At 71.2% G+C, this 19,678-nt stretch carries 18 protein-coding genes; 12 read left to right on the top strand and 6 right to left on the bottom strand.

What is annotated here, in order from left to right; all coding sequences use genetic code 11:
• Positions 1 to 112: 112 nt before the first annotated feature.
• The 5 genes from LBW94_RS14200 to kstR form a co-directional block, all read right to left on the bottom strand.
• Complete coding sequence (locus LBW94_RS14200; protein WP_255633683.1) at positions 113 to 982, bottom strand: metal ABC transporter permease; 870 nt, start codon at positions 980 to 982, stop codon at positions 113 to 115.
• Between the two features lie 29 nt (positions 983 to 1,011).
• Positions 1,012 to 1,830 (bottom strand): metal ABC transporter ATP-binding protein, encoded by an 819-nt coding sequence (locus LBW94_RS14195; protein WP_225053932.1) that lies wholly within the window; start codon positions 1,828 to 1,830, stop codon positions 1,012 to 1,014.
• A 579-nt stretch (positions 1,831 to 2,409) separates the two neighbouring features.
• Positions 2,410 to 3,303 (bottom strand): metal ABC transporter solute-binding protein, Zn/Mn family, encoded by an 894-nt coding sequence (locus LBW94_RS14190; RefSeq protein ID WP_225053934.1) that lies wholly within the window; start codon positions 3,301 to 3,303, stop codon positions 2,410 to 2,412.
• A gap of 189 nt (positions 3,304 to 3,492) precedes the next feature.
• Positions 3,493 to 6,063 carry a trehalose-phosphatase gene (otsB, locus tag LBW94_RS14185; protein ID WP_225053935.1) on the bottom strand — a complete coding sequence of 857 codons (2,571 nt, stop codon included), beginning with the start codon at positions 6,061 to 6,063 and terminating at the stop codon, positions 3,493 to 3,495.
• Positions 6,064 to 6,256: 193 nt separating this feature from the next.
• On the bottom strand, positions 6,257 to 6,913 hold the full coding sequence (gene kstR, locus LBW94_RS14180) for a cholesterol catabolism transcriptional regulator KstR (protein ID WP_225053937.1): 657 nt from the start codon (positions 6,911 to 6,913) through the stop codon (positions 6,257 to 6,259).
• Positions 6,914 to 7,097: 184 nt separating this feature from the next.
• Here kstR and LBW94_RS14175 point away from each other — a divergent pair, with 184 nt between their 5' ends.
• From LBW94_RS14175 to LBW94_RS14150, 6 genes are read left to right on the top strand one after another with little or no spacing between them, the layout of a single operon-like run.
• Positions 7,098 to 9,263 (top strand): acyl-CoA dehydrogenase, encoded by a 2,166-nt coding sequence (locus tag LBW94_RS14175; RefSeq protein ID WP_225054418.1) that lies wholly within the window; start codon positions 7,098 to 7,100, stop codon positions 9,261 to 9,263.
• A 10-nt stretch (positions 9,264 to 9,273) separates the two neighbouring features.
• The gene (locus LBW94_RS14170; RefSeq protein ID WP_416276899.1) at positions 9,274 to 10,347 is read left to right on the top strand and encodes an acyl-CoA dehydrogenase family protein; all 1,074 of its coding nucleotides are present in this window, start codon (positions 9,274 to 9,276) and stop codon (positions 10,345 to 10,347) included.
• On the top strand, positions 10,338 to 11,507 hold the full coding sequence (locus LBW94_RS14165) for an acyl-CoA dehydrogenase family protein (protein WP_225053940.1): 1,170 nt from the start codon (positions 10,338 to 10,340) through the stop codon (positions 11,505 to 11,507). Before LBW94_RS14170 ends, LBW94_RS14165 begins: the two co-directional genes overlap by 10 nt.
• Before the next feature lie 43 nt (positions 11,508 to 11,550).
• The gene (locus LBW94_RS14160; RefSeq protein ID WP_225054420.1) at positions 11,551 to 12,483 is read left to right on the top strand and encodes a bifunctional MaoC family dehydratase N-terminal/OB-fold nucleic acid binding domain-containing protein; all 933 of its coding nucleotides are present in this window, start codon (positions 11,551 to 11,553) and stop codon (positions 12,481 to 12,483) included.
• Positions 12,480 to 12,896, top strand: a complete 417-nt coding sequence (locus LBW94_RS14155; RefSeq protein ID WP_225053942.1) for a MaoC family dehydratase — start codon at positions 12,480 to 12,482, stop codon at positions 12,894 to 12,896. The genes LBW94_RS14160 and LBW94_RS14155 overlap by 4 nt, the downstream gene beginning before the upstream one ends.
• Entirely contained in the window at positions 12,893 to 14,113 is a 1,221-nt protein-coding gene (locus tag LBW94_RS14150) for a lipid-transfer protein (protein WP_225053943.1), read from the top strand. The genes LBW94_RS14155 and LBW94_RS14150 overlap by 4 nt, the downstream gene beginning before the upstream one ends.
• A 20-nt stretch (positions 14,114 to 14,133) precedes the next feature.
• Here the strand turns inward: LBW94_RS14150 and LBW94_RS14145 are convergent, their stop codons facing one another.
• The gene (locus tag LBW94_RS14145; RefSeq protein WP_225053945.1) at positions 14,134 to 14,343 is read right to left on the bottom strand and encodes a hypothetical protein; all 210 of its coding nucleotides are present in this window, start codon (positions 14,341 to 14,343) and stop codon (positions 14,134 to 14,136) included.
• An 836-nt stretch (positions 14,344 to 15,179) separates the two neighbouring features.
• Between LBW94_RS14145 and LBW94_RS14140 the strand changes: the two genes are divergently transcribed.
• The 6 genes from LBW94_RS14140 (at position 15,180) to LBW94_RS14115 (ending at position 19,640) form a co-directional block, all read left to right on the top strand.
• On the top strand, positions 15,180 to 16,115 hold the full coding sequence (locus LBW94_RS14140; protein WP_225053946.1) for a DUF4129 domain-containing protein: 936 nt from the start codon (positions 15,180 to 15,182) through the stop codon (positions 16,113 to 16,115).
• Positions 16,112 to 16,630 (top strand): hypothetical protein, encoded by a 519-nt coding sequence (locus LBW94_RS14135; protein WP_225053948.1) that lies wholly within the window; start codon positions 16,112 to 16,114, stop codon positions 16,628 to 16,630. Before LBW94_RS14140 ends, LBW94_RS14135 begins: the two co-directional genes overlap by 4 nt.
• 7 nt (positions 16,631 to 16,637) lie before the next feature.
• Entirely contained in the window at positions 16,638 to 17,600 is a 963-nt protein-coding gene (locus tag LBW94_RS14130; protein WP_225053950.1) for an AAA family ATPase, read from the top strand.
• A gap of 139 nt (positions 17,601 to 17,739) precedes the next feature.
• The gene (locus tag LBW94_RS14125; protein WP_225053951.1) at positions 17,740 to 19,014 is read left to right on the top strand and encodes a DUF58 domain-containing protein; all 1,275 of its coding nucleotides are present in this window, start codon (positions 17,740 to 17,742) and stop codon (positions 19,012 to 19,014) included.
• A 31-nt stretch (positions 19,015 to 19,045) separates the two neighbouring features.
• Entirely contained in the window at positions 19,046 to 19,489 is a 444-nt protein-coding gene (locus tag LBW94_RS14120; protein WP_225053953.1) for a hypothetical protein, read from the top strand.
• A gap of 22 nt (positions 19,490 to 19,511) precedes the next feature.
• Positions 19,512 to 19,640, top strand: coding sequence for a hypothetical protein (locus LBW94_RS14115; protein ID WP_255633659.1), 129 nt, complete (start codon positions 19,512 to 19,514; stop codon positions 19,638 to 19,640).
• The last annotated feature ends 38 nt before the right edge of the window (positions 19,641 to 19,678 follow it).

Genomic DNA, 19,678 nt, shown 5'->3' with positions numbered 1-19,678 from the left:
TGTGCCCGGTGTGGCCGCGACGTGTCGGCGAGCGGCCCGCAGCATCGGCCTCGAGGATGGCGCTGCGAGTGTGTGTCGGGGGAGCTGGGCAGTGTGCCGAGTGGCGCCCGGATCAGGCTTCGGCCGGTGCCGCCACTATCGGCGCGGCGACTCGGGTGCGGCGGTTGCGGGTGCGGTTGCCGGCGAGGCGGCAGATCAGGTAGATCGCGAACGAGATCGCGGTGATGAAGGTGGACACCGGCACCCCGGGGGCCAGGGACAGCAGGATGCCGCCGACGGCGGAGATCTCCGCGAACAGCACGGCCAGCAGGGTGGCGCGGGCCGGGCTCGCGGTGATCCGGGCGGCGGCCGCGGCGGGGGTGATCAGCAGCGACAGCACCAGCAGCGCGCCGACGATCTGCACCCCGAACGCGGCGGTGACGCCGAGCAGCACCGCGAACACCACCGACAGCGCTCGCACCGGAACCCCGCGCGCGATCGCCACCTCCGGATCGGTGCTGGCGAACAACAGCGGGCGATAGACGACGGCCAGCACCAGCAGCACCCCCACGGTGCAGGCGCCCAGCAAGCCGAGACCGCCGTTGCCGACGCTCACCACCTGGCCGGTCAGCAGCGAGAACTTGGAACCGGCCCGAGTCGGTCCGAGCCACAGGAACAGCACCGACAGGCCGAGGCCGAACGAGAGCACCACGGCGATCACCGAATCCCGTTCCCGCACCCGGTTACCCAGTAGGCCGAACAGGACGGCCGCCACCACCGAACCGGCGATGGCGCCCACCCCCACCCCGATCCCCGCCAGCAGCGCCGCCGCGGCGCCGGTCAGTGACAACTCGCTGGTGCCGTGCACCGCGAACGACATCTGCCGGCTCACGATCAGCGGGCCGATCATCCCGGCCAGCAGTCCCAGCAGCGCCGCGGCCAGCACCGCCTGCCACACGAAGTCGTAGGACAGCAGTTCCGCGGTGGTGCGGAAGTCGAACATCTCGGTGACGACCTCGGCGAGTTTGCTGCTCACGAGTGGCCCCCGAGCGCATCCATGGTGTCGCCGGTGCCGACGACGACCAGCCGGTCGCGCACTCGCAGCACGTCCACCTCGGTGCCGTACAGCTCGGACAGCACCTCCGAGGTCATCACCTCGTCCGGCGTGCCGATCCGGAACCGGCCGTCGACCAGGTACAGCACCCGATCCACCAGCGGCAGAATCGGATTGATCTCGTGGGTGACGAACAGCACCGCGGTGCCGTGGGTCCGGCGGCGATGGTCGATGAGTTCGGCCACCAGGCGCTGATTGGCCAGATCGAGACTCAGCAGCGGTTCGTCGCACAACAGCACCCGCGGATCGCCGACCAGCGCCTGCGCCACCCGTAACCGCTGCTGCTCCCCGCCGGACATCGCGTCCAGCGGCGAGTCCGCGTAATGCGTGGCCCCGACCTGGGCGACCGCCGCGTCGACCAGCCGCCGTCGCCGTGTGCGCTCGCGCAGCCCGAACCCCCAGCGATGCCCGTCCACCCCGAGCCCGACCAGGTCCACGCCGCGCAACTGCACCCCGGACTCGAACGACTTCTGCTGCGGCACATAGCCGATGTGCGCATTGCCCAGCCGCGCCGGACTGCCCGCGATCTCGACCGCGCCCGCACTCGGCGCGACCTGCCCCAGCAGCATGCGCAGCAGCGAGGTCTTCCCCGACCCGTTCGGCCCGAGCACCGCGATGAACTCCCCGGGCCGCACCTCGAGATCGAGCCCCTGCCAGACCGTGCGCGCCCCATAGCTCAGCCGCGCCCCGCGCAATCGGATCGCCGGGGTACCGGCCGATTCGGAAACGTCCGCCACCGAAGTCCCCACCGCAGTGCGGTCCGGCTCGTGCGCGCCACGAATGTTGCTCCTGGGCACTGATTTCCGCCTGATCGAGGGCAGTTGCCCGCCCCCGTGCGATACCGGATGCTCGCAGCCGAGCGGACATTCGACCGCGAATCCCGCTGCCGCCGCCGCAGATTCGGCCGGTCCCGCCGCGGCCGCCTCGGAAGCGGCCGAGACGCCGAGGGACTCGCTCCCGGCAGCCTCCACCGGCAGTGTGGCCGTGCCACGGGATTCGATGCCCGGTGCCGCCTCGTCCGTCGTCGGCAGTGCGGCTGCATTCGAGGAATCCGGCGATGCCACGACCGCCGCACGGGTGTCTCGCGACACAGCCGCAGCGCTCCCGGGATTCGACTCGGCGATATCACCCGGGTGGGCGGCCGGTGCGCTGGGGGATTGCTGCTGTGTGGTCGGATCGCTTACCGCCGCACCGGTTTCCCCGGTCGGGCTGTCGGGCCGGTCGGCGGGCGGCTCATGGTCGTCGAGGGATGCCGGGCGGTGGCCGGTGCGGGTGGTCTGGGGCATCGCGTGATCCGATCGGTTCTGCTCGGCGGCTCAGCCGAGGGCGGTGGCCAGGGCCTGGGCGTTGCGGGTCTGCCATTGCAGGTAATCCAGTCCCTGCGGCAGGGTCTCGGCGACCTCGATCACCGGTACTCCCGCACTCTTCGCGGTGGCGGCGACCTCCTTCGTGGTCTTGTCCTCGGTCTGCACGTTGTAGAGCAGGGCGCGGACCTGCTTGCCGCGCAACAGGTTCTGTACGGCGGCCAGGTCGGCGGGGGCCGGATCGGTGCCCTGCTCGACGGCCTCGGAGAAGGCGTGCGGGGTGCGGTCGGTGGCGCCGGCCGCCAGCAGCAGGTAGTGGCCGATCGGTTCGGTCTGCAACACCGGAGCCCCGGGGTGGTCGGCGGCGATCTTCGCGGTGATCGCGGCGATGCCCTGCAACGAGGTGTGGAAGGCGGTGGCCCGGTCGGTGTAGGCCCGGGCGTGGCCCGGATCGAGCTGTCCGAGGTCGGCGGCGATCCGCGCGGCGACGGCGTCGACGGTGGGCAGGTCGTACCAGACGTGTTCGTTGTCGTCGTGCTTCGCGCTGTCCGGGCGCAGATCGAAGGCGTCGACGGTGGGTTTGCCGCGACCGGCGGCGGCCTTCTCGGCAAACTCGTCGTAGTGGCCACCGTTCACGACGACCAGCGCCGCGTCCCGGATCCGCGCCGCGTCCTGCGGGGTGGTCTGGTACTCGTGCGGGTCCTGGCCGGGGTCGTCGATGAGCGAGACGATCCGGACATCGGGCCCGGCGACGGCGGCGGCCACACTGCCCCAGACGTCGGTGGAGGCGACCACGGTGAGCCCGCCCGAGCCGGATGTCGAACCGCCGCACGCGGTGAGGAGTGTCGCGGTGGCGGCCGTCCCGAGGGCGGCGACGGCGAGGCGGCGGGCGAAGCTGCTGGTCACGCGGGGGTACTCCTGGCCTTACAGATAACGGAAATGATTTCCATTTGAATGTAGCGCACGTGTCCAGGTCCGGCGGTACGGACTGCCCGTTTCACGGTGTGTGTTACGACTCGCGGGGAAGGCGGAAAAGACGACGCGGGCCCGCGGCCGGCGACGGTGCGCCGGGCGCGGGCCCGCGTTCGGGACCGATCAGGCCAGGGCCGGGACCGGCTGGCTCAGCAACTGCGCGCAGCGCAGCAGGCCGAGGTGGCTGTACGCCTGCGGATGGTTGCCCAGCGAACGTTCGGCCACCGGGTCGTACTCCTCACTGAGCAGTCCGGTGGGTCCGGCCACGTCCACCAGCTGGGCGAACAGCGCTTCCGCGTCGGACCGCTTGCCGATCAGCAGGTACGCCTCGACCAGCCAGGCCGCGCAGAGGTGGAAACCACCCTCGCCGCCGGGCAGGCCGTCGTCGTGGTGGTACCGGTACACCGTCGAGCCGCTGCGCAACTCGGCCTCGGTGGCGACCACCGTGGCCGCGAACCGCGGATCGGACGGGTCGATCAGCCCGCTCAGCCCGATGTGCAGGGTGGCCGCGTCCAGGTCGACGCCGTCGTAGGCGGCGGTGTAGGACTGCACCTGGTCGTTCCAGCCCTTCGCCTTCACCTCGTCGGAGATGACGTCGCGCAGCGGAGCCCAGGCCGGATCGGCGATCCGGCCGAACTTCTCCGCCAGCTTCAGGGCGCGGTCGACGGTCAGCCAGCCCATCACCTTGGAGTACACGTGGTGGCGCGGGGCGCCGCGGATCTCCCAGATGCCGTGGTCGGGTTCGCTCCAGCGGCGTTGCACCGCGGACACCATGGCGCGCACCAGTTCCCAGTCCCGGTCGGACAGCGCCTCGTCGGGTTCGTCGATGCCGTGCTGCTCGCGGGCCTCGGCCATGGCCGCGATCAGGTCCACGATCGGTCCGAAGACGTCCAGCTGGACCTGCATGTTGGCGGCGTTGCCGACGCGCACCGGGCGGGATCCGGCGTAGCCCGGCAGCTGATCGAGCACGGCCTCGGGCGGCAGCGTCTCGCCGTACAGCGTGTACAGCGGGTGCAGCCGTTCCGGTCCGGCCAGGGTCTCCAGCACGCGGTGCACCCAGTTCAGGTACTGCTCGGCCTCGCCCAGCGAACCGAGCGCCACCAGCGCGTGCGCGGTGAGTGCGGCGTCGCGCAGCCAGCAGTAGCGGTAGTCCCAGTTGCGCACGCCGCCGATGTCCTCCGGCAGCGAGGTGGTGGCCGCGGCCATGATCGAGCCGGACGGCTCGTGCACCAGGCCGCGCAACGTCAGCGCGGACCGCTTCATCAGGTCCGGCTTCAGCGGCGGCAGCTCCAGCTTGTCCGCCCATTCACGCCAGTAGCGTTCGGCGTGTCGCCGCCGTTCCGCCTCCGCGACCATGGTCGGCGCCAGATCCGAGGTGCCACAGCGCATTTCGAGTACCACCGGGCCGCGGGACGGATCCACGACGGCGCGGGCGGTCTGGTGGATGCCCTCCTCGAGGATCTCCCACTGCACACCGGGGGAGCGCAGCACGATCGGATCGTTGGTGCCGTGCACCCGCAACCCGGCCGGTTCGCGCTCCAGCATGACCGGCACCTGGCCGAATTCGGGTCGTGGCGCGAAGGTGACGACCGCCTTGGCGTCACCGGCGATGACCCGGGTCAGGTCGGTGCGCTCGGCCGGCACGTCGTGCGGCAGATAGTCGATGACTTGCAGGCTGGCCCAGCGGGTTTCGACGGTCATGGTGCCGTCGACGTAGCGCTGCGACAGCGGCAGGCCGGGTCGTTCCGGCGCCACCGTGAACTGCCCCGCCTCCGGGCCGCCGAGCAGGTGTGCGAACACCGCGGCGGAATCCGGTTCGGGATGGCACAGCCAGGTGACCGTGCCGTCGGGGGTGACCAGCGCCTTGGAACGGGGACTGGCCAGCATGGTCAGTCGCTCGATGCGCGGGGCCGACGCGCCGGCCAGCCAGGTGCGCCGCTCCTCCAGCATGAACGCGAGGGCGCGGGCCACCTCCTCGGTGCTCGACACCCGATACTTGGCGAGGCTGGCGCCCTCACCGACCTTGATGCCGACGTCGGGGCCGGACAAGCGGGCGAACGCCTTCTCGTCGGTGACGTCGTCGCCGAAGAACACCGCCGCCGAGGCGCCCTCCTGGTGCCGGATGATGTCCAGCGCGGCGCCCTTGTCGGTCTGCACGACCGCCAGTTCGATGACGGCCTTACCCTCCGTCACCTGGACGCCCACCCAGCTGGCCGGGCCCTGGAGAGCCTGCTGGAGGGCGCGGCGCCCCACCTCGGGGGCGGCATTGCGCACGTGCAGGGCGACGCTCGCCGGTTTGGTCTCCACGGCGGCGCCCGGATTGCTCTCGGCTATCCGGGTCAGCGCCGTCTGCACCTCGCGCAGTAGCTGTTTCGCGTCGTTGTCGATGGCATGGACGAAGCCCACATCGAACTCCGAGCCGTGGCTACCGATCAGCTGTACCTCGACCGGCAACCTCGACAGGGCCGCGAGATCGCGTAAGGCCCGGCCGGAGATGACGGCTGCGGTGGTACCGGTCAGACCGGCGAGCGCGCGTAAGGCGCTGACCGACTCTCGATGTGGATAGGCCTTCGTCGGATCGGACACGATCGGTGCGATCGTTCCGTCGTAATCCGACGCGACCAGTAACCGAGGCATGCGGGCTACAGCAGCCAACGCACGCCGAAGTTCCTGTGGCAGATCCTGTGCGCTCACGCATCCAACCTAGTGATCGGAGGAGATTTTTCAGGGCGCGAGAAACTCTACTGTGTAGGGTTTGCCCGTGTGTTCGCGCAGTGATACGTGACGTTTACGTTTGCCTCGCCGTGCGCATCCCCGATTGTGCGGTCCACTGTCGTAGGTTAGCTGGCTTGCCACGCCGAGGGCTCGGCAAACTTTTTCGCGCGTGTCAGGCCTTGTCGCCCAGCAGCAGGTCGACGGTGAGTTCGAGGCGCTCGGTGACATCGGTCGCAGAGGCGCGCCGGGTCAGCCAGGCGACCAGATTCGACAGCCACACATCGCTGATGACCCGGGCGATGGCGAGATCGCGCTCCGTCGGCTCGCCGTCGTTCATCGCGCGGGCGAAGAAGCGATCCATCACCCGGCCGACCCGGTCCACCTCGGCGGCGGCGGAGGCATCGGCGAACATGAACGCGCGTGTCATCGCCTCGGTCAGCAGCGGGTCGCGCTGCATGGCGCGGGTGACCTGGGTGAGCAGGGTGTGCATGCGCTCGCGGGCGCTCTGCCCGGCCAGCGGTTTGCGCTTGTTGTCGAACTGCTCGAATTCCCGGGCCAGGGCGGACACCAACAGGTGCACCTTGGAGGGGAAGTATCGGTACAGGGTGCCGACGGCCACGTCGGCTCGCTCGGCGACCGCTCGCATCTGCACGGCGTCGTAGCCGCCCTTGGAGGCCAGCGCGAGCGTGGCGTCCAGGATTCGCTTGCGGCGATCTCGTTGTGCGGTCGAGCTGAGGTCGTCCTCGCTGAGTGTCGTCACCGGGGTGACACGAGGGCGGGAACCCTGCGCACCCGTCTCGGTCGCCGGCTCTCGGGAGGGACTGGCCATCGGTGAAAGTCCTTTCCTGCACAGGTCGTTCGGTGGGCGTGGCGCACAGTGTCCGGCCGGGCCGCCGAGCATCGTCGCTCGGCCGCGCTGCCGGTGTGCCGTCCGGCGGCGCTTGACTTCCGCCCGACGGTGATATTAGAACATGTTCTAGGTGTGGGAGTCACGCCGGAAAGGCGGGATGGATGTGACCATCGCCACCACTGACGAGCATAAAGCCGTCCAGAAGTCGATGCGCGCGTGGGCTGCGTCGGTCGCGCCGATTGCAACCATGCGTGAGCACCGCGACGGCGAGTACTGGCGGGCCTTCTGGCCGGGTCTGGTGGATCTCGGGATCTTCCGCGTCGCGGTGCCCGAGGCCGACGGTGGCGCAGGCGGTTCCGTCGGCGACCTGGCCGTCCTGCTGGAACAGGCCGCCCACGACCTGGTGGGCGGTCCGGTGCTGTCCACGGCGCTGGCCGGGCTGGTCACCGGCGCGGCGCTGGACGAGGACGTGCCCTGCGGCGTCGCCCTCGGGGATCCGGTTGCGGCGCCGGGGGATCCGGCCGCCGCCGTGATCGATATCACCGGCGACTGGGACCCGGTACTCGGCGCGACACCGGGAACGGCCCTGCTGCTGCCGGTGACACGCGGACAGCGGCTGCTGTGGGTACTGATCCCGCCGGGCGCCGCGGGTGTCACGGTGACGCCGCTGCCCACCGCCGATCCGAGCCTGCCGCTGGCCCGGGTGCACTGTGCGGCCGTCGCGGTGCCCGCCGACCGGGTGTTCGAACCCGCCTGGGCGGTACGGGATCTGGCGGCGGCGCTGGTGACCGCCGAACTGGCCGGGATCGCCGGCTGGTGCCTGGACACCGCCGTGCAGTACGCGAAGGTGCGCGAGCAGTTCGGTCGCCGGATCGGCGAATTCCAGGCGGTGAAACACCTCTGCGCCTGGATGCTGTGCCGGACCGAGCTGATCCGGGCGGTCGCCGCCGACGCCGCCGACGCCTTCGACCAGGGCGGCCGGGAACTGCCGCTGGCGGCGGCCATCGCCCTGAGCATCGCGCTGGACGCGGCGGTGGAGACCGCCAAGGACGGCATCCAGGTGCTCGGCGGGATCGGCTTCACCTGGGAGCACGACGCGCACTTCTACCTGCGCCGGGCCAACGCCCTGCGGCAACTGCTCGGTGGCGGCGCGACCCATCGGGCGCGGGTGACCGAGCTGGCCCGCCGGGGCGACCGCCGCACGATCGGTATCGAGCTCGGCGCCGAGGACGGCCACGCGGTGGGCCTGGACCCGGCCGCGGCGGCCGAACTGGCCGCGGATGTCGCGCGGATCGCCGCGCTGCCGGTGGACCGGCGGCGGGATGCGCTGGTGGACAGCGGATTGCTGTCGCCGCACTGGCCGCCGCCGTACGGCCGGGGCGCCGGGCCGCTGCTGCGGTCGCTGATCGACGAGCAGGTGCACGCGGCCGGTATCGAGGTGCCGGACATCACCATCGGTAACTGGGCGATACCCACCCTGTTGCAGCACGGCACTCCGGAACAGATCCAGCGCTTCGTCGAGCCGACCCTGCGCGGCGACGTGTTCTGGTGTCAGCTGTTCAGCGAACCGGGGGCCGGTTCGGATCTGGCCGCGCTGCGCACCAGCGCGACCCGGGTCGACGGCGGCTGGCGGCTACAGGGGCAGAAGGTCTGGACCTCGCTGGCGAACCTCGCCAACTGGGGAATCTGCCTGGCCCGCACCGATCCCGGCACCGCGAGCTCACAGCGCGACAAGCATCGCGGCATCAGTTACTTCCTGGTCGACATGAGCACCCCGGGCATCGAGGTCCGGCCGCTGGTGACGATCACCGGGGAGGCGCGCTTCAACGAGGTGTTCCTCGACGACGTGTTCGTGCCCGACGACTGCCTCGTCGGCGAACTCGGCGCCGGCTGGAAGATCGCCCGCTCGACGCTGTCGTCGGAGCGGGTGGCCATGGGCGGCAACGGCATCGGCGAGGCGCTGGAGCAGCTGATCGCCACCGCGCCGCGGACCGGTGCCGGCGCGGAGCTGATCGCCGATCGGCTCGGCGGCCTGATCTCCGATGCCATCGCCGGATTGCTGCTGGAAATCCGTGCCACTCAACGGATGCTGGCCGGGGGCGACCCGGGCCCGCAGAGCAGCGTGCGCAAGCTGGTGGGTGTGCGGCATCGCCAGGCGGTGGCCGAATACGCCGTCGAACTGGCCGGCGCGGCAGGCGCCCAGGAATCCGATCTGGTGCAGGAATTCCTGCTCACCCGCTGTTTGTCGATTGCCGGAGGAACCGAGCAGATCCTCCTGACCGTGGCCGCCGAACGGATTCTCGGGTTGCCGCGCGAGTCGCACCACTGAGTCCACCCTGATTCTGGAGCACTGCATGGACTTCACCACCGACGACAGTCAGGACGCGGTCGCCGAGGTTGTCGTGAGTTTGCTGGAGCGGCACGGCGAACGCGATATCGCGCTGTGGCCGAAGCTGGTCGACAGCGGATTGCTCGCCGTCGCCCTGCCCGAACGGTTCGGCGGCGACGAGATGGGACTGCCCGAGGTCTCGGCCCTGCTGACCGAACTGGCCACCGACGCCGTCGCCGTCCCGGCTCTGGCCACCCTCGGCTTCGGGGTGCTGCCGCTGCTCGGTCATCTCCCGGACGACCTGGCGGGCACGATCTTTCCCGCCGTCGCGGCCGGCACGATACTGACCGCCGCGCTGCACGAACCGGGCGCGCCCTTCGCGACGAGTCCCGCGGCGACCGCGACCGCCCGCGGCGACGAGATACTGATCACCGGCCACAAGGTCGGCGTGCCGTATGCCGCGCAGGCGGGCTGGATCCTGGTGCCCACCGCGGCCGGGGTGGCGGTGGTCGACGCCACCACCGCCGGGCTGGAGTGTCGCGAGAGCCCCACGTCCACCGGCGCGCCGGAATATTCGGTGCGGCTGGACGAGGTCGCGATCCCCGCCGGGCACCTGCTGCCCGGGGCCCTGACCGATCTGCACCGGTGTGCGCTGGCATGTCTGGGCTCGGTCGCCGACGGCCTGCTCACCGGCGCACTGAAACTGACCGCCGAACATGTTCGCACCCGGCACCAGTTCGGCCGCCCGCTGGCCGAATTCCAGGCGGTGGCACAGGAGATCGGCGACATCTACGTGACCTCGCGCACCCTGCACGCGGCCGCGCTGTCGGCCACCTGGGCGCTGTCGGAACTGCGCCGCGGCGAGGGCGACGCCGAGCGGGTCGACGACGACCTGGAGGTGCTGAGCTACTGCGTCGCCGCGGAACTGCCACCGGCGGTACAGGTCTGCCATCACCTGCACGGCGGCATCGGGGTCGATGTGACCCATCCGCTGCACCGCTACTACTCACAAGCCAAGGACATCACCCGCTGGCTCGGCGGGGAGTCGTTGCGACTGGACCGGCTGGGGGCGAGATGTTCATAGATCTGACCACCGAGCAGCGCGCGCTGCGCGACGAATTGCGTTCGTATTTCACCGGTCTGGTGACCGCCGCGGAGGCGGCGGAGATGGCGGTGAACCGGCACGGCGACGCCTATCGCGCGGTGGTGCGCCGGATGGGCCGCGACGGCCGGCTCGGCGTCGGCTGGCCGAAGGAGTACGGCGGGCAGGGTTTCGGCCCGGTCGAACAGCAGATCTTCTACAACGAGGCGGTACGCGCCGATGTGCCGCTGCCGCTGGTGACACTGCTGACCGTCGGTCCCACCCTCCAGCAGTTCGGCACCGACGAGCAGAAGCGGCGCTTCCTGCCCGGCATCCTGTCCGGCGAGATCCATTTCGCCATCGGGTATTCCGAGCCGGAGGCGGGCACCGACCTGGCGGCGCTGCGGACCAGCGCGGTCCGCGACAGCGCCGGCGACTGGATCGTCAACGGCCAGAAGATCTTCACCACCGGCGGGCACGAGGCCGACTTCATCTGGCTGGCCTGCCGCACCGGATCGGTGGAGTCGCGGCACCGCGGCATCACGATCCTGATCGTCGACACCCAGGATCCCGGCTACTCCTGGACGCCGATCATCACCTGCGACGGCGCCCACCACACCAACGCCACCTATTTCGACAATGTCCGGGTGCCCGCGGACATGCTCGTCGGCGAGGTGGACCGCGGCTGGAAACTGATCACCACGCAACTCAACCACGAGCGCGTCGGGCTGGGCCCGTCCGGCAAGATCGAACAGCTCTACGAGCGGGTGCACACCTGGGCGCGGGGACACGAGCTGACCGGTGAGCCCGATGTGCGGCGGCTGCTGGGCCGGCTGCACGCCACCGCGCGGCTCAACGAACTGCTGAACTGGCAGGTGGCCGCCGGCGCCGGGCAGGGTGAGACCGATCCGATGCAGGTGATCGCCGACGCGTCGGCGACGAAGGTCTTCTCCACCGAGCGCCTGCAGGAGGCGGGCCGGCTGGCGGAGGAGATCGTCGGCCGCTACGGCGATCCGGCCGATCCCGACACCGCCGAACTGCTGGTGTGGCTGGATCGCCGCACCAAGCAGAACCTGGTGGTGACCTTCGGCGGTGGCGTCAACGAGGTCATGCGCGAGCTGATCGCCACCGCCGGACTGAAACTGCCCCGGGTGCCGCGATGACGTGCGCGCGCACCGAGAGAGGAGTTGTCCCGTGCCGGACACGATGACGGCCGCCGAGATCACCGCCGCCGGTGAGCGGATCATGCAGGCGGGGGAGTGCGCGCCGCGCACGGCCCGGGATCCGGTCAACCAGCCGATGATCAACAACTGGGTCGAGGCGATCGGCGACGACAACCCGATCTACGTCGACGAGCGGGCCGCCCGTGCCGCCGGACATCCCGGCATCGTCGCGCCGCCGGCGATGGCCCAGGTGTGGACCATGTTCGGCCTGCGCGGGGTGCGTCCGGCCGACGATCCGCTGGGCCGGGTCACCGAACTGCTCGACGCCGCCGGCTACACCTCGGTGGTCGCGACCAACTGCGAGCAGACCTATCACCGGTATCTGGAACCGGGGGAGCAGGTCACCGTCCGCAGCCGCCTCGACGAGCTGTTCGGCCCGAAGCGGACCGGGCTGGGTGAGGGCTGGTTCGCCACCGTGCGCACCAACTGGTACGTCGGCGATGAACTGGTCACCGAAATGCTGTTCCGGATCCTGAAATTCGCGCCCTGCACCGCGAAACCGGCGCCGCCGCAGGACGATCCCAGCGAGCGGGCCCGGCCCGCGATCTCGCTGGACACCGAATTCTTCTGGGCCGGAACGAAACTCGGCGAGCTGCGGATCCAGCAGCTGCCCGACGGCAGCCTGCGGCACCCGCCGGTGCCCGCGCTGTGGCAGGACCGCACCGAAACCACCCGGTACCTCGTCGCCTCCGGGCGCGGCACCGTGTTCAGCTATGTGGTGCACCACGCGCCGAAGGTGCCCGGCCGGGCGCTGCCCTATGTGGTGGCCCTGGTGGAACTGGCCGAGGGCGTGCGGATGCTGGGCGAACTGCGCGGCGCCGCACCGGATGCGGTCCGGGTCGGCATGCCGGTCGAGGTGGGCTTCGAGGCGCTCGACGACGACATCACCCTGCCCTACTGGAAGGTGACCCCATGACCGCCTCGTTGCAGCCGGGCACCGTGCCGGTCGGCACCGTGCTGCCCGAGTTGGTGATTCCCGTCGACGCCACCTTCGTGATCAGCACGGCGCTGGCGACCCGGGACTTCCAGGACGTGCACCACGACCGCGACATGGCGGTGCGGCGCGGCTCCAAGGACATCTTCGTGAACATCCTCGCCGACACCGGGCTGGTGCAGCGGTACGTCACCGACTGGGCGGGCCCGCGCGCACTGGTGAAGTCGGTGTCGCTGCGGCTGGGCGTGCCGCTGTACGCCGGCGACACCCTGACCCTCACCGGCACGGTGACCGCGGTCGAGGGTGAACTGATCCATCTCGAGGTCGTCGGCCGTGACAGCCTCGGTGACCACATCCAGGCGAAGGCCGTGATCGCGCTGCCGGAGGAGAAATGACGGACAGCAGAGCCGGTGTGAGCGGCCTCGCCGGGGAGCGTGCCCGCGCCGGCCTGAGCGGGCAGGCCGCGATCGTCGGCATCGGCGCCACCGACTTCTCCAAGGACTCCGGCCGCAGCGAACTGCGGCTGGCCGCGGAGGCGGTCACCGCCGCCCTCGCCGACGCCGGGCTGACGCCCGCGGACGTGGACGGCCTCACCACCTTCACCATGGACAACAATCTCCAGGTGGCGGTGGCCCGCGCGGTCGGCATCCCGCAGCTGACCTTCTTCAGCAACATTCCGTACGGCGGCGGCGCGGCCTGCGCGACCGTGCAGCAGGCGGCGATGGCGGTCGCGACCGGGATCGCCGACGTGGTGGTCGCGTACCGGGCCTTCAACGAGCGGTCCGGGCAGCGGTTCGGCCAGTTCGCCACCCATCTGGCCGCGGCCCCGACCTCCTCGGGGGTGGACGCCGCCTGGGCCTATCCCCAGGGCCTGGGCACACCGGCGGCGCAGGTGGCGATGGTCGCGCGCCGCTACATGCACGTGTACGGCGCCACCAGCGCCGATTTCGGCCGCGTCGCGGTCGCCGACCGCAGACACGCGGCGGTCAATCCGGCCGCGCACTTCTACGGCAAGCCGATCACGCTGGAGGAGCACCAGAATTCCCGCTGGATCGCCGAACCGCTGCACCTGCTGGACTGCTGCCAGGAGACCGACGGCGGCGTCGCCATCGTGATCACCAGCGCGGAACGGGCCCGGGACCTGCCGCGGCGGCCGGCCGTGATCGCCGCGGCCGCACAGGGTTCCGGCGCCGATCAGTACGTGATGACCAGCTACTACCGCGACGCCATGACCGGCCTGCCGGAGATGACCGTGGTCGGTGATCAGCTGTGGGCACAGAGCGGGCTGCGGCCGGAGGATATGCAGGCCGCGATCCTCTACGACCACTTCACGCCGTTCGTGCTGATGCAGCTGGAGGAACTGGGTTTCTGCGGCCGCGGCGACGCCAAGGATTTCATCGCCGACGGCGCGATCGAACTCGGCGGGCGGTTGCCGCTGAACACGCACGGCGGCCAGCTCGGCGAGGCGTACATCCACGGCATGAACGGCATCGCCGAGGGGGTACGCCAGATCCGTGGCGACTCCGTCAATCAGGTCGAGGGCCTGCGCAACATCGTCGTGACGGCGGGCACGGGCGTGCCGACCTCCGGGCTGGTGCTCACCGCCGGCTGACCGGCGGCGAATTCGATGTGTTACAGGCCGAATCGGCGCGCCAGCTCGGCGTCGATGTCCTCGGCGGACAGCGGCCAGCCGTCCGGGTAGTCGGCGACGGCCGGCTTCTGTTGCGCGGCAGGTCCCGTCAGCAGGCGCTCGATTTGCTGAGCCAGGGTCAGCCCATGGGCAGCAGCCAGCCGATGCAGCCTGTCACGGGTGGTCTCGGGAACCTTGATCGTGACGGTCATGCCGCCAGTATGCCGGATTCACCTGTGCCCCAGGTGAGTACCCACCGTCGTTGTGAGCAGTTCGATACGGTATGGGCCGGTAGGGGTCTCGGCGGCCCGCGGCGGACGGCCGCCCGCGGCGGCCGAGCGCCGGTCGCGGCCGTGGCCGGTAGGGCGCCGGAACCGTCCGGCGGACAAGAAGATTCGCGCGGCGAACGATCGGCCGGTGCGGGTGTCCGGGGCGTCGGCCGCACGTCTCCGGGCGAGCCTACGGGTTGCGCATCACGCCGATCCGTACCGCCGGTACGGTCGGCGTGGCGCGGTTCGCGTCGAATTCGCCCGGCCGGTTTCGGCATCCGGCGGTGGCACGGCCCGGTACCGGGGCTGCCGGGCACCGTGGCCTTGGTGCCCCGGCCGGACCGGCAGCCCGTCGACGACCGGCCGAGGCATCGGGCCGCCGGATACCGCGACCGCGGTGCCGGCGCGGTGTGCGTGCTCGGGATCGGCGGACCGGCACCGCGTCCGGCGCGGGAAATCAGGATGTCTGAGAAACCGGGTATTCGGCGCGGCGGGAAATTCGATGCGGTGCGCGAAATTACGTGAGGCGCGTTTTCAATTTCCGGGAACCCGGCTCCCCCGGCGCGGCGGAACCGGGTGAACCCGCCGGTCCGGCCCGTGCCGGGAGGTGCGGCGGAGCCGCGGAATTGTGGATCGTCACAATGGCGGAGCCGCGCGGCCAGTGCGGAGCGAATTCCTGCGACAGTCGGGGAGAATGTGTCTTCATTTCCCCGCTGCCGGTGCTTCCGGCATGTCACCATGTGGCTGTTTACGGCTGTATCGCTATTCCGGGAGTATTCGTGGGCGGAGCGCGCCTCGTGGTGTCGCGCGCGGCAGGGCTGCTGACGCTGGTCGCGCTCGCCGTCGTCGCGCTGCGCGGATTCGTGCCGGGCGCCGGCGGCCCGCGGGCCGGATCGCCGCCGTCGGTGCTGGGATACGCCCTGATGCCGGCGCTGTCGCTGGTCTCGGTGGTGATTCTGCTGGCCGGGGTGCTGACCAGCGAACATCGGCTGCCGCTTGCCGTTCCCGCCGCACAGCGCCGCGCCGATCGGCGGCCGGTCCGGTGGTGGCAGGCGACGCTGGTGCTGCTCGCCCTGTGCGCGCTGCTGGCGCTGGCCATCGCCGCGGGCTGGACCGCCGCGGTACTGGTCGGCCACCGTGGCGACACCGCCCGGCCCACCCCGCAGCCCCCGGCCGCCGCGACCACCTCCGCGCCACCGCCGGCCCCGTTGCCGTTCTCCGGCACCCCATCGGCCGACGATCACGTGCTGATCCTGATCGGCATCACCGCGGCGGTGGTGGTCGGGGTGGCACTGGCCGCAATGGTCGCCGTCGCGGCCGGGACCCGGCAGCGGATCGACACCCGGCCGGTCGTCGTGGTCCCGGACGCCGACCCGCCCGCGGTCTCGCTGGCCCAGGTCGCGGAGCTGGGGCTGGCGGCGATCCTGGCCTCCGGCGATCAGGACGCGCGCACCGCGATCATCGCCTGCTACGGCGCGATGGAACGCGGCCTGGCCCAGGCCCGCGAGGTCGCCCCGCTGATCTCCGACACCCCCTCCGAGGTGCTGGCCCGCGCCTTCGACCGCGGCGCCCTGCACGACGCCTCCGCGCGCGAACTGGTGACGCTGTTCGAGGAGGCCCGGTTCAGCCCGCACGCGATGCTGGAATGGCAACGGCTGCGGGCCGAACAACTGCTGCGCATCGTGCTGCGGGATCTCCGGGAGGAACGCGGATGAGCCGGGAGCATGCGGTGCTGCCGTATCCGGTGGCGGCGGGCGGCGCGGCCGTCCTGATCGCCGCCGTGGAACTGATCGCGCTGCGCGGCCATCGCGGTCTGGCGCCGGTGCTGGCCGCGGTGCCGCTGACCGCGACGCTCGCGCTGCTGATCCGCTCACTGACCGTCCGCCGCCCGGCAGCCGGCGCGCCGGAGGACACCGAGATCGAGAACGGCCCGGCGGAGATGTTGCGGCGCTGGCACGCTCGCGCGCAGATGCTGGCCGACCGCGCCGACGGTTCCCGGGCGGACTGGGATCGGCATCTGCGGCCGTTGCTGGCCAAGGAGTTCGAACTGTCCACCGGGCATCGGCTCGCGAAGGATCGGCGCGCGACCGCCGCGGTGGGCCGCATGCAGTTCGGACCCGAGCTGTGGCAGTGGGTCGACCCCGAGAACACGCGGCCGCGTGCCCAGGACGAGCGGGCGCCGGGCCGCGCGGCACTGGACGAGATCCTGCGCCGATTGCAGGAGATGTGAGGCGATCATGACGGCACCGATGGATCTCACCGTGTCGCGGACCGAGGCGGTCCTGCGCGAGATCGGCCGGGTGGTGGTCGGCAAGCACGAGGAACTCCAGCTGATCATGGTGGCGGTGCTGTCCGGCGGGCATGTCCTGATCGAGGACCTGCCCGGCCTCGGCAAGACCCTGATCGCCCGATCCTTCGCCGCCGCACTGGGTCTGAACTTCACCCGGGTGCAGTTCACCCCGGACCTGCTGCCCGCGGACCTGATCGGCTCCACCATCTACGACATGTCCTCCGGCCGTTTCAATTTCCGCCGCGGCCCGGTGTTCACGAACATGCTGCTGGCCGACGAGATCAACCGCACCCCGCCGAAGACCCAGGCCGCGCTGCTGGAGGCGATGGCCGAGGGACAGGTCAGCATCGACGGCGAAACCTTCCCGCTGCCACAGCCTTTCGTCGTGCTCGCCACCGACAACCCGATCGAGTACGAGGGCACCTACCCGCTGCCGGAGGCCCAACTGGACCGCTTCGCGCTGCAACTGCGGCTGGGTTATCTGTCCGAGGAGGACGAGACCCGGATGATCCGCCGCCGCCTGGAGCGCGGCGCGGCGCCGCCGCAGGTCGGCCGGGTGGTGGACGCGCACGGTCTGCTGGAGATGCGGCAGTCGGTCGAATACGTCACGGTGCACCCGGATGTCATCACCTACGTGGTCGCCCTGGCCGCCGCCACCCGTGGCCACCCGCAGGTCGAGGTCGGCGCCAGCCCCCGCGCGGAACTCGACCTGGTGCAGATGGCCCGCGCCCGCGCCCTGCTGCTCGGCCGCGATTACGTGATCCCCGAAGACGTGAAAGCCCTGGCGATTCCGGCCATGGCCCACCGCATCACGCTGCGCCCCGAGATGTGGGTCCGCCGCATCCGCGGCGAGGACGTGATCGCCGAACTGCTACGCCGCCTTCCCGTCCCCCGCGCCGCCACCTCATGACCGGCCTCCCGCCCGCGGCACTGCTCGATCGCGGTCACTGGTGCCGTCCGAGAAGCAAAGCCGCACAATCGCATCCGGGTGGACGGGCCGGGGCAAAGCCGCGGGATGTCCGGCCGCGCCGGTGGGGTGGTGGGCGGCCGTGAGGCATCGGGACGGCGGCACCGTGGTGGAGGCCGAATTGGTGTGGCGGCCTGCGCCGCTGGTGTACATGCTGGCGGTGGTGGCGGCCGTGGCGCTGGTCGCCGGGGTGGTGCTGGGGCGGTGGCAGCCGGTGGTGTTCGCGGCGCCGCTGCTGGGAGTGCTGGCGTCGGCGCCGTTGCAGTCGTCGCGCACCCGGATCGCGATAGACGGGGACGGGGTGCAGCGGTGTTTCGAGACCGAGGAGGTGGTGCTCGGCATCGCCGCGTCGGTGGCGGGTGGGCACGCGTTGTTGCGGATGCGGCCGGAACCGGTGCCGGGGGCGGAGATTCGGGTCGGCGAGGCGGTCGATTCCGGGGTGGCGCCGGCGGGGTTGCGGCTGGTGGTGTCGGCGGCGCGGTGGGGACGCTATCCGGTGCGAGCCCGGGTGGACGCGCTGGGGCCGGCGGGACTGGTGGCGGCGTCGGTGTCGCTGCCCGCCGGTGAGGTGTTCGTGTATCCGATCGCCGATCCGCAGCGGTTGCGGTTGCCGCGCATCGAACTGCCCGAGCGCATCGGCACCCATCCGACCCGCCGCCACGGTCCGGGGGTGGAGTACGCCGACATCCGCGGTTATGCCCCCGGCGATCAGCTGCGGACGGTGAACTGGCCGGTCAGCGCGCGGCGCGGCCGCCTGTACGTGACCGAGCGGCTCACCGATCGCGCCGCGGACGTGGTTGTGCTGGTGGACAATTCGATGCAGGCACCGGGTCCGGCCGCGGATGCGCTGGAGTTGTCGGTGCGGGGCGCGGCGCAGGTGGCGCAGTCGGCGTTGCAGGCGGGCGACCGCACCGCGGTGGTCTGTCTGGGCCAGGCGCCGCGATGGCTGCGGGCCGATATCGGGCGACGGCAGTTCTACCGGATCGTGGACACCGTGCTCGACGTGGGCGACGAGCACCTGCGCACCACCGGCACGCTGGCCCCGCATCCGGCGGTGCCGCTGGGCGCGGTGGTGGTGGCGTTCTCCACCCTGCTCGACACCCAGTTCGCGCTGGCGCTGATCGATCTGCGCAAGCGCGGTCACACCGTGGTGGTCGTGGACGTGTTGCGCGGCACGCCGTTCCGCCCGGATCCGGATCCGACGCTGGCCCGGATGTGGCAGCTGGAGCGCTCGGCGATGTACCGGGACATGAGCACGCTCGGGGTCGACATCGTGGCCTGGCCGGAGGACGCGCGCCTGGATCAGGTGCTGCGGCTGTTGCCGCAGCGGCGCCGGATGGTGCGGGTGCGGCGATGACCTCGACTTCCGCGGTGCGGATGGCGCCCCGATGACCAGATTCCTCGCCGTGCTGTCCGGCCTGCTGCTCGCGGTGGCGACGGCGATCGTGCTGCCGTGGGCGGGCGCCGCGGTCCTGGCGCTGGTGGTGGCCGGCTGGTGGTGGCGGGTCGCCGCGGTGGCCGCGGCGCTGGCCGCCCTGGGCGTACTGCTGTGGCCGGGGGCGAGCACGCTGGTCTGTGCGGCGACGGGTCTGGTGGTGACGGCCTATCTGCTCGGCGCCGCGGCCGTGCGAGCGCCCGCCGGGGTGGTCCCGACCAGCCTGCCCTCGGTCGCCGGGGCCTTGCTGTTCGCCGCCGCCGCGGTGGCCGCGGCGGCGGTGCCGGTCCGTCTGGCCTGGGCGCCGCTGGCTGCTCCGGTGCTGGTGATCGTGCTGTACGCCTGGATCGTGCGTGGTCTGGCGACCACACCGGGCGGTGCGGACGGCGACTCATAGCCGGTGGCAATGAAAGGTGACCATGTCCACACTCGCTGGTCAGCGAGTACTACTGCTCGTAGTATCGCTGACCATGTGGATTATTCCGATCATCGCCGTCCTCTGCGCAGTCGCCATCGGCGGACTCTTCGCCACCGGTTTCCCCAAGTAGCGCCGGTCGGCCTCCGCGCAGCGGCATGCCCGGTCATT

The organism is Nocardia sp. alder85J (assembly GCF_020176955.2).
Lineage (GTDB): Bacteria > Actinomycetota > Actinomycetes > Mycobacteriales > Mycobacteriaceae > Nocardia.
The sequence above is the reverse complement of the archived record's forward strand: the minus strand, read 5'-3'. Positions and strand labels throughout refer to the sequence as shown.

Excerpts from the sequence above, each read along its gene's own strand:
- LBW94_RS14115 (WP_255633659.1), top strand. The coding sequence starts at position 19,512 with ATGTCCACACTCGCTGGTCAGCGAGTACTACTGCTCGTAGTATCGCTG.
- LBW94_RS14200 (WP_255633683.1), bottom strand. The coding sequence starts at position 982 with ATGTTCGACTTCCGCACCACCGCGGAACTGCTGTCCTACGACTTCGTG.
- kstR (WP_225053937.1), bottom strand. The coding sequence starts at position 6,913 with ATGGCCAGTCCCTCCCGAGAGCCGGCGACCGAGACGGGTGCGCAGGGT.
- LBW94_RS14155 (WP_225053942.1), top strand. The coding sequence starts at position 12,480 with ATGACCGCCTCGTTGCAGCCGGGCACCGTGCCGGTCGGCACCGTGCTG.
- LBW94_RS14135 (WP_225053948.1), top strand. The coding sequence starts at position 16,112 with ATGAGCCGGGAGCATGCGGTGCTGCCGTATCCGGTGGCGGCGGGCGGC.
- LBW94_RS14150 (WP_225053943.1), top strand. The coding sequence starts at position 12,893 with ATGACGGACAGCAGAGCCGGTGTGAGCGGCCTCGCCGGGGAGCGTGCC.
- LBW94_RS14165 (WP_225053940.1), top strand. The coding sequence starts at position 10,338 with ATGTTCATAGATCTGACCACCGAGCAGCGCGCGCTGCGCGACGAATTG.
- LBW94_RS14130 (WP_225053950.1), top strand. The coding sequence starts at position 16,638 with ATGACGGCACCGATGGATCTCACCGTGTCGCGGACCGAGGCGGTCCTG.
- LBW94_RS14120 (WP_225053953.1), top strand. The coding sequence starts at position 19,046 with ATGACCAGATTCCTCGCCGTGCTGTCCGGCCTGCTGCTCGCGGTGGCG.
- LBW94_RS14145 (WP_225053945.1), bottom strand. The coding sequence starts at position 14,343 with ATGACCGTCACGATCAAGGTTCCCGAGACCACCCGTGACAGGCTGCAT.
- LBW94_RS14160 (WP_225054420.1), top strand. The coding sequence starts at position 11,551 with ATGACGGCCGCCGAGATCACCGCCGCCGGTGAGCGGATCATGCAGGCG.